The sequence below is a fragment of the Vibrio japonicus genome (assembly GCF_024582835.1).
Classification (GTDB): domain Bacteria; phylum Pseudomonadota; class Gammaproteobacteria; order Enterobacterales; family Vibrionaceae; genus Vibrio; species Vibrio japonicus.
The window spans coordinates 1,322,318-1,337,715 of the sequence record NZ_CP102097.1 but is presented as its reverse complement, the minus strand read 5'-3'; the positions used below and the strand labels follow the sequence as shown (position 1 = coordinate 1,337,715).

At 43.3% G+C, this 15,398-nt stretch carries 8 protein-coding genes and 1 pseudogene; 2 read left to right on the top strand and 7 right to left on the bottom strand.

Annotated features, from left to right (window positions below; translation table 11 throughout):
• Positions 1–55: 55 nt before the first annotated feature.
• Positions 56–574, bottom strand: coding sequence for an Hcp family type VI secretion system effector (locus NP165_RS19470; protein ID WP_004748728.1), 519 nt, complete (start codon positions 572–574; stop codon positions 56–58).
• 453 nt (positions 575–1,027) lie between these two features.
• Between NP165_RS19470 and tssH the strand changes: the two genes are divergently transcribed.
• Both tssH and NP165_RS19460 read left to right on the top strand, forming a co-directional pair.
• Positions 1,028–3,706, top strand: coding sequence for a type VI secretion system ATPase TssH (gene tssH / locus NP165_RS19465; protein ID WP_257086868.1), 2,679 nt, complete (start codon positions 1,028–1,030; stop codon positions 3,704–3,706).
• Positions 3,693–5,321 (top strand): sigma-54-dependent Fis family transcriptional regulator, encoded by a 1,629-nt coding sequence (locus NP165_RS19460; RefSeq protein WP_257086118.1) that lies wholly within the window; start codon positions 3,693–3,695, stop codon positions 5,319–5,321. Before tssH ends, NP165_RS19460 begins: the two co-directional genes overlap by 14 nt.
• Here NP165_RS19460 and NP165_RS19455 read toward each other — a convergent pair.
• The 6 genes and pseudogenes from NP165_RS19455 to NP165_RS19430 all read right to left on the bottom strand — a co-directional run bounded on the left by NP165_RS19455 (position 5,278) and on the right by NP165_RS19430 (position 15,397).
• Complete coding sequence (locus NP165_RS19455; RefSeq protein WP_257086117.1) at positions 5,278–5,664, bottom strand: hypothetical protein; 387 nt, start codon at positions 5,662–5,664, stop codon at positions 5,278–5,280. The two genes, NP165_RS19460 and NP165_RS19455, sit on opposite strands and share 44 nt — an antisense overlap.
• A gap of 54 nt (positions 5,665–5,718) precedes the next feature.
• Positions 5,719–6,831, bottom strand: a complete 1,113-nt coding sequence (locus NP165_RS19450) for an SMP-30/gluconolactonase/LRE family protein (protein WP_257086116.1) — start codon at positions 6,829–6,831, stop codon at positions 5,719–5,721.
• Between the two features lie 3 nt (positions 6,832–6,834).
• Positions 6,835–7,942 (bottom strand): annotated as a pseudogene (locus NP165_RS19445) (hypothetical protein); the annotation flags it as partial.
• Positions 7,924–9,351: a TolB-like translocation protein gene (locus NP165_RS19440; RefSeq protein WP_257086115.1), complete on the bottom strand. Its 1,428-nt coding sequence runs from the start codon at positions 9,349–9,351 to the stop codon at positions 7,924–7,926. The gene NP165_RS19440 and the pseudogene NP165_RS19445, both read right to left, overlap by 19 nt.
• A 126-nt stretch (positions 9,352–9,477) precedes the next feature.
• Positions 9,478–14,169 (bottom strand): OmpA family protein, encoded by a 4,692-nt coding sequence (locus NP165_RS19435; RefSeq protein ID WP_257086114.1) that lies wholly within the window; start codon positions 14,167–14,169, stop codon positions 9,478–9,480.
• Positions 14,162–15,397 carry a hypothetical protein gene (locus NP165_RS19430; protein ID WP_257086113.1) on the bottom strand — a complete coding sequence of 412 codons (1,236 nt, stop codon included), beginning with the start codon at positions 15,395–15,397 and terminating at the stop codon, positions 14,162–14,164. Before NP165_RS19430 ends, NP165_RS19435 begins: the two co-directional genes overlap by 8 nt.
• Between the last annotated feature and the right edge of the window lies 1 nt (position 15,398).

Here is a 15,398-nt window from a genome sequence, read left to right as displayed (position 1 = left end):
AATAATGGAAATAGGGCCAACAAATGTTGGCCCTGAGTCTTTACGCAAAAAGCAATTATGCTTCGCGTGGAGCACGCCAGTCGTCGTTACCTGCTGTACCACAGTTTTCGTGAGTAACTTCGATTGCACGGTAAGTAAACTTAAGTACTTCTTCTGTCACGCGGTCAGCTGTTGCTGCGTCTTGACAGTGGTTCATGCGAGTTTGAATATCTACAAGCAATGCATCGATTAGCTTGATTGAGTAGTAATGTTCTTGTTTACCTTGAACAGAAGTACGGTAGAAGCGAATCACACACTCAGGCAGTTTTTCACCAGATACAAGAGCGTTAAATAGTAGTGGAGAAGAACGGTCTTGAACTTTAGTTACAACAACTGGACGGTGTACACGTTGACCTGTTGGCTGACCACTTTGTGGATCACGTGGAACTGTTAGTACGTGATCAAGCTCTTGCACTAGGAACTCATCAACGTGAGCTTCTTGCCAAGTGTTACCTACAGAATCTGCAGAGTAAGTATCTTTAGTAATGTGGCCTTGAGTTTCACCGTTGATAGACATATATGCTGGAGTTGGCATCGCTATTTCCTTTTTAAATCAAATTTGTTTTATCACCAAATCGCTTATCACCGCGATTACCACCCATCAATCAAACTTCATGCCAACTTTTAATTTCATTAAAATACAATAACTTAGAATGACTCACACTCAATCTTCTAATTTATTAATTACAACTTATTGGAAAATAAACCAAAAAATTGGATTTGAATAATAATAAATTGCTTGGATTATATAAAGTCAAAATAACCAATAACAAAATAGAAAAATAAGTTATTAAACCTGGTAATTAAGGTGAATTGACTAGTAAGTAATTCAAAATAACAGCCAGAGATAAAATATTATAAACGAAAGCGCTAATACGTATATTAATTCGCCCAACAAATGCCAGTCATAATATCACCGGTGTGAAAGAGAACTGCCAATTTTAGTATAATGTGTGAAGTTTCTTCTCCTAAAACGAATAATATGGCTATGATAAATATAAACCTTTCTTCATTAATTCAACGTCTACACCCGTTAGCCAAAGTGGCATTAGAAGATGCAGCTGCGCTCGCAGTCTCGGAAAAAGCGAACGAAGTTCAAATCGAGCATTATTTGCTGAGTCTATTGGAAAGGCCAAATAGTGATTTTGACATCTTATTAAGTCATTTTGATTGTTCCGAGCCTTTGTTAAGACAATCTATTCGTTCGTCGCTCGACACCAATGCTAAAGGTAATGGCAGCAAACCTGTATTTTCTGCTTTATTAATCGAATGGCTACAAGAGAGCTGGCTAGTCTCCTCTTTAGATTTGTCTGAAACGCAAATCCGTTCCGGTGCCCTTTTACTTACCCTTGTGAGCAATCCGTTACGTTACGGTCAACACGGTTACGCTTCGATTCTAGAGAGCGTAAACTCTGACAGCCTAAAGCGACGCTTTGCTGAATTAACAGCTCATTCATTAGAAGCGCAAGTAGCAACCTCAGAACAAACACAAGCTCGTGAAGATGGCTCTGCATTGAGCAAATTCACCACTGACTTTACTGGTAAAGCACGTAACGGCGAGATAGACCCAGTGTTTTGTCGCGACCAAGAAATCCGCCAAATCATTGATATTCTTGCGCGTCGTCGCAAGAACAACCCTATCGCTGTCGGTGAACCTGGCGTCGGTAAAACTGCAGTCGTAGAAGGCTTAGCCCTCAAAATCATTCAAGGCGATGTACCAGATAATCTAAAGGGCGTCGAGCTTTACGGCCTAGATATGGGATTGCTTCAAGCCGGTGCCAGCGTGAAAGGCGAGTTTGAGAAGCGCCTTAACGCCGTATTGGATGAAGTAAAAAATTCACCTACTCCTATCATTCTTTTCATCGATGAAGCACACACTCTCGTTGGAGGCGGTAACCAAGCCGGCGGAAGTGATGCAGCAAACTTACTTAAACCAGCTCTGGCGCGCGGAGAAGTAAAAACTATTGCCGCAACGACTTGGTCAGAATATAAAAAGTATTTTGAGAAAGACCCAGCCTTAGCTCGCCGATTCCAACTTGTGAAACTAGATGAACCATCGCCAGAACAGGCCGCATTAATCATTCGTGGCTTACGCCCTGCCTACGAGAAATCGCACAATGTTTATGTGCGTGATGACGCGATTATTGCAGCTGCTGCATTGTCTGCTCGTTATATCTCTGGTCGTCAACTACCGGACAAAGCTATCGATGTGCTGGATACCGCGTGTGCACGAGTGAACATCAGCCTTAACGCAATTCCAGCCTCTGTGGAAACGCTTCAACAAGCGCTAGCGGCTCAGCAACGCGAATTAGAAGCGCTCGAACGTGATGCCCTACAACAAACTGGCGATAAACACAGCCTTGCTAACATTCCTGCTCTCAAAGTGGCGATGGAAACAACAAGAGAAGAACTAGTTGAACAAGAAGCGCAATGGCATAAAGAGAAAGAGCAAATCGAAGAAATGATTGCCCTACGCTCTCGCCTTCACGAATTGGTTTCTGGCAAATCACAACAACAGGAAATGGTTGATGACGAGGAATTAGAACCACAGCAAGAAGCCTCTCCTTACACTGAAATGGATGAAGAAGCCGTTCGTATCGCAATTTCAGCTTGTCAGGAACAACTCGATGCAATTCGTCATGGAAACCCTCTTGTTCACTTCGAAGTTGGCCCAGATGAAGTGAGCCATGTTATCTCAGACTGGACTGGTATACCGATGGGTAAAATGCTTCAAGATGAAGCTGAAACCACACTTAATCTAAAAGAGAACCTAATTAAGAATATCAAAGGGCAAGAGTTTGCTATCGAAGCTCTTTCAGAAGGTATTCAAACCGCCAAAGCTGGCTTGGGTAACCCTGATGCGCCAACAGGTGTGTTTTTACTTGTAGGCCCAAGTGGCGTAGGTAAAACGGAAACCGCTCGTGCGATAGCAGACCAAATGTTTGGCGGCGAACGCTTCATGACCACCATCAATATGTCAGAGTTTCAAGAGAAGCATACCGTGTCTCGCCTTATTGGTTCACCTCCAGGCTATGTGGGTTTTGGGGAAGGTGGCATGCTAACTGAAGCAGTACGCCAACGTCCTTACTCTGTTGTGTTGCTTGATGAAGTTGAAAAAGCCGATCCGGAAGTTCTGAACTTGTTCTATCAAGTATTTGACAAAGGGACATTAAATGACGGCGAAGGTCGCACGATCGACTTTAAAAACACACTGATCATCATGACCAGCAACTTGGCAACTCACGAAATTGAGTCTCTGGTTCACCAATCTAAAGACATTGATGCCAATATCATCGCAGAAGCTATTCGCCCAACGCTGAATCAGCATTTTAAACCAGCCCTGTTGGCACGTATGTCGGTCCTACCATTTTTGCCTCTTTCTGATGAAGCAATGACAGAAATTATTCACCATAAACTGAACAAGGTATCTGAACGCTTACAAAGCCACCACAAGCTGTCTCTGCGCTACGAAAACAGTCTCGTCGATTTCGTACTGGGTAACTGTCGCCTCGCGGAGACTGGTGCACGGAACATTGATGCAGTCATCAACCGTCAATTGCTGCCTCAACTTTCAACTCAGTTATTGGTGCATGATAAGGATGATTCACACACGCAAATCGAAGTGTCTGTGGATGATCAAGGGACTCTAACTTATGCATTCAGCTAACCACAGCGAAATAAGCAGTGCGTTACTCGCGATCAGCCAGTCTTTGGCTGATCGCAGCCAGCTAACCCAGACTTTGGACGCAGTCTTGACCGCTGCGCGGCATATGACGCTGGCAAAACACGGGATCATTTACGTACTCGACCAAACCGGGCAAGCGTTAATTCCTAGTACCGCTCACCATAACGATAAAGTGATTGTTTCCCATCCTTGGGCTGCACTTCAACTGGACTCTGCCAGCGAAACTGATCCATTTAATTTTGCGGTTCGCAATGGTGAAGTAGTCTTGATTAACGAGCTGTATAAGTACAACGGTTATGACTGCGAAAGCGTCTATCAAAGCGAACAAACGTCAGGCTTAAAAAGTGAGAACCTACTCGCGTGGCCACTTGTCGATAATGAGAGCAAAACCATCGGTCTGCTAGTACTGTTGGATTTAAGTGTCATTGATAATGAAACTGCCCTAACCGAGTTCTGTCGCATGGCCGCGAGTCACATTCGCCAAGCGGTTTGGTTGGAGCAGTACGGGCAAGTGATTAAAAGCCTAAGCGCCGATAATCAAGCCTTAGTTCGTGAAAACACACAGCTTAAAAAACGAACTCAAAAAACCTACCAAGGCCCTATTGCAGAGAGTGAAGAAATGCTCAATGTACTGGATCGTCTTGATAAGGTTCTTTCACTGCCTGTCGATGTACTGTTACGCGGTGAGACAGGCTCGGGTAAGGAAGTGATTGCTAAGTATATTCACGAGAACTCTAACCGCTCTACACAGCCAATGATCGTGCAAAACTGTGCTGCTATCCCAGAGCAATTGTTAGAATCCGAACTTTTCGGACACAAAAAGGGGTCGTTCACTGGCGCAGATAAAGACAAGATTGGTCTGTTTGAAGCCGCAAACGGCGGCACGCTATTCTTAGACGAAATTGGTGATATGCCCATGCTTCTCCAAGCTAAGCTACTGCGCGTGCTTCAAGAACGTAGAGTTCGCCCGGTTGGAGCAAGCAACGAGATAGAAGTGGATGTTCGTGTTATCGCAGCGACACACTGTAACTTAATGCAGCAAATTAAAGATGGTGGCTTTAGAGCTGATTTGTTCTATCGTTTGAACGTGTTTCCTATTACCTTACCACCATTAAGAGCAAGACAAGCAGACATCATCCCCCTCGCTGAGCATTTCGTTACCTACACTACCCATACGTTGGGTTTACCACAATCTCCCGGCCTGAGTGCCAATGTAAGAAAGCAGCTTCTTGAATATCCGTACCCTGGTAATGTGCGGGAGCTTAAAAACATTATCGAGCGCTCTGTTCTTCTTTCGGATTTTGAAACCATCACTCATATTGAGTTTGGCGAGCAAATCCCTGAAGAAGTCACTTACACCGACAATATGGTCGCGCTCCCCAAAGAACAACAGCCCGAGAGTGAGGTTGCCAATACAGATCTAGACGATCCCTCTATGGGATTAAAAGAGGTTGTGAGCCAATATGAGCGTACGGTTATCCTAGATTGCTTAAACGCCTGTAATTGGCACACCAAGAAAGCTGCCGAACAACTCGCGCTGCCAATGAGTACACTCAACCACAAGATGAAGAAGTACGATATTTCAGCTGCGGGTTAATGCTGATTTCAGTTAAAATTCGAAAGAAACGAAAAACCGCCCGAAGGCGGTTTTTCAAAATTGATTTTTGCTGCGGAGCACTAACATTCGTCGGTTCTTTCACAATCCAATCCTCGATCCACGCTTTTCTTTTCACTGAGTTGTTCGCTAACTCTTTTTGCCAATAGAGAAAAGCCGAATCATTCATTCGAGAAGCATCTTCTTCAATCTCCATCCAAGGCACGCCTTCCACACTGTATTTTTGACCACCCGGTAAAGACAATTTCTGAGACTGCTTTAAAGGATACTCACCTACACCGGGTGCAAGCCCCGTTTGCGACAACGATGATACCGAGATGTGCACCGGTAAGAACTCTGCTTTAGTACATTGGTTTATCGTAAGTACATACGTCGTCCATCACTCACTCTCCTTAAACCAAAGACCATCATTCGCCAAGCCATTGTACAGACTCATATTCGAGTTAACACCTATTTCGCCAGTACCTAACGCATACCATTGCCAGGTTTGTTTTTTCTCGCGATCAACCACTGATAGGTAAGACACTCGGTCACGTGCGCTAAAGCGAGCATCGGTTCCCAGAATAAGAGCCCTTAGGAATTTTTCTTCTGCAGCGAATTTTTTAACCGTGTGGTTATTAATATCAAAGAAGAAATCGTATTTACTATTTTCTCCCCAAGCATAATGACCATCAGGACTTATCGAGCGAAATTTCATTAAGATATCTCTATCCGGCAATCGATCAACAAAGTCGATATAGCTTCTTTCTTTAGTTTCTAAGTCTATTTTTACTAACCCGTAATCATTAAGCGTAATCAACTGATTGTCTTTCATTACAGCGGCAGGACCAATCCCAAAATCCACCGCTTCTATTTCGCCAGTTTCAGAATCCCAACGGGCGTCATCAACGTCAAAATTCTGCCCTGGCATAGTATGAAAATACAAATAACGGCTATCCTCTGACCAAACCATGCCAGGGTAACCTCCTCCAATTAATCGTGTTTTCACACCTGTTTTTAGGTCATAAACGTACTTACGTGTACGTCTTTCTATCCAAGCTACATAGCGTAAATTAGGAGAGCGTCGAATAAACACAATGTCATCTGCTTTGGTATCTGGCACCACTAAACGCAAATCCGTGCCATCCGTTTTCATGCTCCAGATTTGCAAGTTGTAACGATCACCATCACTCGCCCACGCAAACTGAAAACGCGGCAGATCATAAGAGCTAGCATCGTTAATATCTTCCTTGGGCCACTCATCTGAATTAAAGACATAGTATTTAGGAAACTGACCCGACATAGGTTTTATTTTGTCATCGGATACCCAATTCTCATTGGTGACTGCCGATTCCATTACGTAATAGTTATGCTCGCCGACATAAACGCGATCTGGGTGTTTTTCTTGCTCTGTTAGCACAGAACTCGAAACAGGGGACGCACTCTGTCGAGATTGGTCATTACAACCAAAGATTGCTAAGCCTAATAACGTGATTAGTAGTGTTTTTTTCATTTTCTAGCCTAATAAATCCGTGACTTTTACTTTTTCGCGCAACTTAAACGTTTCGAGAGTTTCATTCCCTCGTGATGCATGAGCCCCCCTTAAAATATCGACTTCTTTAACCTTTTCAGGCCAGCCACTAAATCGTAAATTGAGATAACCATCTTCATCGACCTTGGCACAACGAAAATATGCTTTTTGCGACCAACTATGCTCGTCGTTTTGTAACATAAAATAGTCATCAGGTTGATCGGTAGAGCCCAGAACACGATAGCGTAATATGATCTCGCTTCCGGGAGGCGGTATGTTTACTGCCGCGACATTACAATTGTTCTGCTCATTAACAACCGCTTTCACTTTTTGACTTTCAGAAAGTTTTGGTAACGTAAAAACCGTTTGTAGAGTGAAACCTTTAGAGCTACTGTAATCCGACATCTCAGATAGTGAAATTGCCATCGACTTATAGTTACTCTCTAACTCAGAAACAGCACCATCACTCAATGTTTGAGACGAGTAATACAGATACACATCTTGGCATTCGCCTTTAATTTTGTATGGTAGCCAGATATGAGGCAGCGGATAGCCCAATACTTCATCACTCGGTGCACCAGAGGCTTTCATGGGACTAGGGTTCGTCGAAACCATCATTTGCTCATGTGCAAAACCAGCAAATTTGACCTCAACCTCTTCAGCGAGCAAACTAAACACTCTTGCCTGCTCATTGATGTCTAGTTCACCGCTAAATACTTCTACCCCATCTTGCAAAATTGAGAATGGTTCAAATGCAACATTCTCACCTGGGAACAATGAAGAGCCATCAATATTGACGTGTCTTGTCTCAGTTGTTTTTTTTTCGGCTATTGCTCATGTCTACATCAGCAAAATATCCATCATTTGTTACCTGTAGTTCGCGCCAAACTTCCCCTTTCCAAATAATGTAAACACGCCCTGCTGTGTAGCCATCCCATGAAGAACCCGATTTGAATAGCGGAACTACCGGCACTAACACGTTATCCCGCTCATCCATCTGAGTTTCTTTATCGACGGGTTGCAGGTCTTCTGCGAGTTTAAGCAAGATTGGCTGAGGTAGTTCTTTAGGCAGGTTTATTGGCAATTTACCGTCACAAAATGATCGCCTTGTCTTTCAATTTGACATGTCCGTTCACATCGAAAGATTTCTTCACCTGTCGAATTTTCGTAGGTCACTTTTTTGCATTTTTTTTCCTGAGTTGCGAGGTAGCGAGCGTAAGCATCTTTATACTGGGCATGGCTTGGCAAAGCAGGGAATTCCTGACGTAAATCATAATCAGAAAAGTGAAGCTGCAAACTCGCTGGAACAAAAAGGGAGAAACCATTAACACTATCGCCTTCTACAGGCGGTTTATACTGGTAGGCTAGTTCATCAATCGGAGAGCTCTCATCTGCCTGACGCGCTCTATACAGTCTCGGTGTAGGCGAATCATCGCCACTTAATACGCCTAGTTGCAACGTGTAGCGACTGTCTTTGTTAGCCAAAGGAATTGCTTTGTTGATTTGTCGAGTATTAAACGAACGATAACCGTCCTTGGTGTTACAGGTAAACGCACCTCCATCCTCCCGCCAGTAGATATACTCTGCAAAGGCATTGTACTTTCTCCGCTCTTCGGCTAGATAACATTCCTTAGGGTAATAACGCTCCTCCTTGTAATGTTGCCAATCGCCAACTTGATAAACGAGGTTGGTTTCCTTATCGGCTCTACCCAAAACTTTTTTGCTACGTGAGGTCCTTGTCTTAACCAGAAGTTCTTTCCCATCATTTAACAGCCTTACTCTTTTAATTTTGTCATAGGCAAGATCCCCCCAATTACCTTCAAGCCATTTCTTTCTCAGTTCAGGAGAATCCGGGTTAGGTAAAGCCAACGGCAGCTCACTCATAACCATGCTGTTTGTATCAAATTCATACGCTTTGCCAAGTTGCGACATGTAAGCTTTACTGCTGTCAGGTAGCCAGCCACCAAAGTTACAATCGCCACCGAAGCGTTCGATTTGGCGGGTTTTAAGGTCTGCAACGGCGCAACCTTTTAACGATGCGAATAACCCCATGTTAAAAAATAAGAAGCGGCCATTTGGTGAGCGCTGCGGGCGCAAGTTTTTGGTAAAACCAACTAGGCTGCCAACTTCTTCTGGAGTCAACAAGGTTTGTAGGTTACTGCCGTCTAAATTCATGGTATATAAACCAGCTTGTTTGCGGTTTTCTGCACGATAAATCTGAGTAATAATTTGCGGCTTGTCTCCAGGGTTGTCCCACTGAGCCAACGGCGCCGTACGTGGGTCTGCAACTTCCAATATCCAATCTGTTTTCTCTGATGTCCAACCATCGAAGAGCCCCATATAAGAAACTACTGTATTTAGCGCTTTGTTATATTTTTCTTGCTCCGTTTGTGCAGCCGCTCTTTCATCTAACCATTGCCTAACTTGTGGGCTAAAGGCACTGCCTACCCCAACGCCCGCTATAGCTAATGCGGTCAAGCCAAATACGACTTTTTTGTTCATAACTTACATTCCTAATTCTTGTTTCCACTCAACCATAAGATGAAGAAGTACGATATTTCTGCTGCGGGTTAATGCTGATTTCAGTTAAAATTCGAAAGAAATGAAAAACCGCCCGAAGGCGGTTTTTCATTTGTTGAGAATGGACGCTTCAATGATAGTTGCTAAGTATGGGTCTCTAATCCAAGTTACCAAACGTTCTGTACGCTCTGCTGGTTTCAGTTTTGCCCAGTTGATGTACATATCTTTATCAACTTTATAGCTTGGGTCTTCACAATCAGAAAAATAAGATAATTCATCTACATTTTTATACTGCCTGCCCAACGACATCTCAAAACTTCCAAGTTTGAACGGCGTTTTTTCCGCTGTATTGCGTTGTGCTAGAGAGGACACCTTTAGAACTGCTTCTTGGAATCGACCAGATGTCGAAACAACGGGTCCAAATGGTCTAAGCCCTTTGATTTCTTGACCGTTCAGCGCTTTAAATGCTAGCTCGAAACGAGACGTGTAGACTACCTTGCCATCGAAATCTTCATCCATGTCTATGTTGGATAGAGCCTCAGAGACAAAATCTGCGTCTATATTTTTGTTGATCGCATCGTTGTCATTTAGCGTCCATTTAGAACCGTCCTTCTTTAGTATCCCGATATAAGTAAGGTTACTTAGATACTCAGGGCCAGCAGTAGTTTCAGAGCCGAATACTGCTTCATTATCAAAAGTGGTAGAGAGCTTTAGTGAAGCTGGGACACTCTGCCATTCGAGGTTTTGGCCCTGATACGACTCTTTTCTATGCTTGCCGCCAATGAGCATAACTTCCATAGAGAATGGCTTATTCGAAGTCCAATCAAAGCCTTTGAGCTCATCTGCGGTAGTGAACATACTGTCCTCGTTCATAAACTGTCGTTTATTTCCGTAGTTGACCGCAATCGCACTGTGCTTGATGTCATCGATAATAGGCTTTGTTGGGCCTTTATGAACTTTGCTGTGCAGCACAAAATCTAGTGTTAATAAGTCTTTCTCTGACACACTATTTCCGTTAGCGACAAAGCCCGACTTCGCTGATAGTGTGTGGTTATGGTTTGTGTCGATTCCCACCGGAATCTGTCTAGGTGAAGTAACAAACCGCCCGAGTGTTTTGTCTACTCGTACCGGTAGCTTATAGTTGCTTCCAGATAGTGTGAACTCATAGGTCATATTTTTGAATCCACCGCTGTTTACATACTCTTTGAGGACATCTTGTTGGGAGTCAATTTTTACCATCGATCCCCACACTGGCCCAAGAGCAACTTTGGATAAATAGCCACGGTAATCGACTAGTTCATATTCAGCGATTAGAGGTTTCACCCCTGAGAAGACATCGTCACCAAAGTAAAAATACGGTTCAAATTCACAACCGATGAGGACATTGTCATCTGCTTTTTCCGCCTCAAAAAATTCGGCCAACTCACCTTTGGGATCTACACTAAATTCCTCGTGTTTCATCGGTTTGAACATCAAGTTAAACTTAGGTCCGCTGGTATTAAACAAACAGTCAGTGCGCTGATAAGACATCTCACACTGAAACACATTTGACGTCATCTGTTTCAGACTTTGTTTGCCTAACACCATTTGCCACTTCAAACGGTGGAAAGGCGATAATCGCACCTTTTTATTTGCTTTTAATCGCGCCTTCTCCCACTCATCAAACGTGACCCATTTGGACTTTTCATGAGGCTCAGAGACTAATAACCGAACGAACCCTAGATCCTCTTCTGATAATTTTTTAGACTCAACATTAAACTGTGTAGCAAACTCTACTAAGCCTCGTTGTTGATCGCGATTATAGAGCTTGTCTTGTACTGGAAACGCGACATTAAAAGCCCCTGAAACATCTTTCCGCTTTGGAGCAATATAGTTGGCTTTGTTACGAGTGATGATTTGTTCAGCCATTTCTTCACCGTAACTTTCAACTAATTGCTTGTGTCCCTCACGACGCATGACTTCTTGGAGCCACAAGTTACACAAGTTTTCTTTTAATTCTGTGTTTAATATCCAGCCGTCGGTTTCGATGTATCGCTGAATGTATTCATCGATAGCTAATATTCGCCACTGTTCTGTGAACTCTTGTTCGCCCTCAGCACAAGCTCTTTGAATCAAAAGCACTAAACCATTAATAGCAAGCGCACGGCGTTGATAGCGCTTAATCAGCTCCTTTGCTCCCGTAGTTTTTCCTAGGTGCTCAACTAACGCCTCTGAAGACGTAAAATACATCTCGGTCAATTGAGTATTAATCTCTGCCAATGAATCAATAATTTCTGTCGTTTCATGGCTAAGTTGTTCAATTGCAGATATGTTTTTTCTCACCTCGTTGTAGGAAGATAAGTAATAGTCAAAGAGCGCAGCGTCAAGGAGTTGTGCTCCGCTCATCAACATTTTCCCACCTTCTTTGACGACGAAAAAGCCTCGCGCAGCCAGCCCTATAACTGGAACATAACAAGCCATACCTACAACCATTTCGAAGATGGCTAACTTTAGCTCTTTCGCAATCGCACTTTCACCCAAATTTGCATTTAATTGAGCGAGACGCGCTTGCTCCATAGCCTTAAAACCAAGTCGACTCGGTGGAATTCTCGCCGCAAACTCTTGTAGGTAAATTCGAACTTCAACGCGTCGGTTAATATTAAGTTCCGCGTTTTCTCGTTTGATTTCGTTGTTTGGCACCTCGACTATTGGTCGACGCTCACCAAAAAATCGAACATCACTGACTGAAGAAAAGAACTCAGCAACATTCTGCGCTCGCTCTTGCGAGAGATTTTGGTTGTATTCTGAATTCCCGTTTTGACAGGCATGCCCTTCGATTTCAATGACGGCATTGGGAATCTTCGATAGCTCATCACCGATAGCATACAGATACGACAAGTGGTTGGCTTGAACCTGATTATTATCAAAAGGAAAAACCAAACGTAAGCCAGCACCTTTATGATCTTGAACAAACATAGCACTGTCTTCAGCAACGTCATTGGGGATACTATCAGTAAAAGTAACCTTGTTTCCCAATTTCTCTATGATTGGCTTAAGTAATGACTCTCCGTTCTTTAGACTTTCTTGCCAGACCGGGACCCAATTTAGATAATCGCGTGATACCTGCTCTAAATAACTTTCCCTGAGTTTAGCTTTCTCTTCTGCTAAACGAAGCTGCTCACTTTTGTCAGTAATATTCTTTATTTCATAAACCGTGTTAATCGCATTGAGTCCTGCACCAGCAAAAGGTGATAAAAAGCTTTTCACACTGCCATCACCTGTTAACCAGGTTCTAGCTGCACTTCCTGCAACGACTCGAGCATTGCCATTTCTTGCTGGTTCAATGACATTGCTAAAGAACCTCTCTCTATCAAACCCTTTTTCTCTGAGGAGCGCTTTTAACCCAACTTGAAGGGCTCGTTCAGATTCCGTCGCTGCTTGACGTAAATCTTGGAGAGTTTGGTAAGCCGCTGCGGTGGCCGATACCCCAAATGAAAACTCCAATGCAGAAATCATTGCCGGGGGTAACGTGCCCTTGTCTACTTGCCCCCAAAACGTGTTTGCTAAACTCCCAATCACGTCATGTTTACTTGATGGGTTTTGATGAATATTAATGCCAGCATTAACCAAACTTGGCGTAACTTTTGTGCCAATCTCCCATAGCGCAGCACTCATACTTGCCGTAGATCCACTATTCTCTAGGTTTTCAAGCTCTCCCGTTCGGAAGGCTTGTAGGGCTTTAAACTGCGTAGGAAATTGGTATATCAACGATTCCTCAAGAGAGATCATATCACCCGCTACAACCGCGATCTTACCAAACGGTGTCGTTTGGCTGAGCGTGATGTATTCTCGTAGCTCGTAGCTGACTTTGGAGATGAGTCCAACCTCATCATATTCTTTAGTTACATTGGTAGCGTTTATCGCAAATTCAGGAATACTACCACCAAGCTCTCGGTCAAAAATCACTTTGATCGTATACATTCCATCAGTAAACTTTGTAGAATCTAATGATAATAAGGCTATCGGCCGTTGCGCATCGCTGTTTTTATCGAGTTGAGCCTGTGTTACGACGTTTCCATCTTGTAGGCTTTGATGTGTGCCCGTTTCTTCGTCGAAGCGCTTTATATCAACAACTGCGAGATCATATTCATCTGTTGAAAATGCAATTGCTAGAAATGAAAAAGTTGGCACAATAAAACCACGAATTGGCTCATCTTCAGGAACAGAGTCATACCATTTGTTATACGCAACTTGCTCATCAGTTAGTGCTTGAGTACTCTCTTCATATTTAGACGCAAGTTGTGAGCGTTTTACTTCTGTGACAGCGTATTCTACTTTCTTTTCAAGAGAGTTAAGTGTTTGCTCACCACCATACCCCTTTAGATGTTCTAAGATAGAGACAAGGTCTGCGCACGCTTTTTTAATTGGCCGAGCGTCACTCTGTGCGCCAATCGCTAACTCTGTAAGCATTGACCATTCGGGAAAGGAAAGCTTGTACGTCTTCTGTGCTAACTTATGTACTGGCGAACGCAGTGCTAAAACCTGATTGATATTGGTTTTTTGATTTTTCTGAGTAGAATCACCCAGTACATGTAAACGGCCTAAATCGTCTGTCGCCCAAAGGGCTGCGCTTTCCTCCCCTAAATTTATGGCAATTGGAAGCCGTGGCATAGGGCGGATATTGCTTAACGCCTCAATCACTGCCAAGTTATCACCTGAATTCACATCGACATAGGCGGAACCTTTTTTACCATCAACGGTAGGATACTCAACACCAAACAAATAGATGTCTGTCGGTAAGTAGTTAATATCATTACTCATCACTATCTACCTCCAGAAAACGCCCGCCATTGGCATCTGCGTTATAAAGTACAGGTGTTATCGCGTTCTGACCGGACTGAATAACTACCCAGGACTGTCGCCCTTTTCCCGTCAACTCATAGCGATAATCAGAGTCATAACGTTTTATCGTTACTACCCCTGCTCCCACTTGAGTTTCTCGACCATAATTACTAATGTTAACAACCTTATCGTAAACTTTCTTTTCCTCTCCTTCATCAGAGAAAGCAAGCCACGTTTTTTCCTCAACGTTAATCAAAACTTTACGGTATGAGTTTACCGCCCATACGTACTTACCATTAGGACTGATAGCTGTTTGAACATAAACACGTTCCTTGATCGTCTTTTCTGGTTTAAATTCGTCCTCGGGGAAAATTTTATAAAGCATTTTTAAAGTCTTGGCGTCAAACACAACCACCCCTAGGTCACCGACATAAATAAGCTTACCGTCAACAATGACAGTAGATTCTGAAATGTCGACATCTACCTCTTCTTTAATCCCCGTCGCGAGTGTGTACTTAAAGCGCTTAAAACCGTCTGAGAAATAGATGTAGCTAGAATCGTCCGCCCAGACCAAATAAGGTTTAGTACGCGCACTCCCCAATTGAATAGTCTGCTGCGTTTTTAAGTCAAAGATCGCTTTTATCAGAGGCTCACCAAAACTGTATGCATAAGCAACATAACGATTGTTGGGTGAACGACTCATCATAAAGTTCTGTGGTGACGCCGTACTTGGCATATCATCCGAGACTAAGCGTAAATCTGTCCCATCAATTTTCATGCTCCAAATTTTGTAGCCATTTTCGTAATCATTTACCAATGGGTCTTTAGAGTTGACATTGTTCCACCAAAACTGAATTCTTGGTTTGTCATAGGAGCTAGCATCAGATAAATCTTCACGAGGCCACTCTTTTGCTCGGCGAACTGCATAGCCTGGTTTGACCGGAAGCGTGCCTGGATATTCAGGCTTGGAAAGGTCTTCAGAGTAAACAATAAAGTTGTGCTCACTTTGCCATTGGCAACGTGGCCCTGTCACCTCTTTACGTACAAGTGACGTTGTTTCACCAACATTGTAACAGGCCTTTTGAGCGGGTTCTTTTTCTACGGATTGTGTTGTTGCAGTATTCGAAGTTTGATTACTTTCTTCACCACAGCCTGTTAATAACATAGCTGTCGAAAGAAGCATGATACTTAACGTTGTTCGTTTCATT

Bases quoted from the DNA above. Each gene is read 5' to 3' on its own strand.
- NP165_RS19470 (WP_004748728.1), bottom strand. From the start codon at position 574: ATGCCAACTCCAGCATATATGTCTATCAACGGTGAAACTCAAGGCCAC.
- tssH (WP_257086868.1), top strand. From the start codon at position 1,028: ATGATAAATATAAACCTTTCTTCATTAATTCAACGTCTACACCCGTTA.
- NP165_RS19460 (WP_257086118.1), top strand. From the start codon at position 3,693: ATGCATTCAGCTAACCACAGCGAAATAAGCAGTGCGTTACTCGCGATC.
- NP165_RS19450 (WP_257086116.1), bottom strand. From the start codon at position 6,831: ATGAAAAAAACACTACTAATCACGTTATTAGGCTTAGCAATCTTTGGT.
- NP165_RS19440 (WP_257086115.1), bottom strand. From the start codon at position 9,351: ATGAACAAAAAAGTCGTATTTGGCTTGACCGCATTAGCTATAGCGGGC.
- NP165_RS19435 (WP_257086114.1), bottom strand. From the start codon at position 14,169: ATGAGTAATGATATTAACTACTTACCGACAGACATCTATTTGTTTGGT.
- NP165_RS19430 (WP_257086113.1), bottom strand. From the start codon at position 15,397: ATGAAACGAACAACGTTAAGTATCATGCTTCTTTCGACAGCTATGTTA.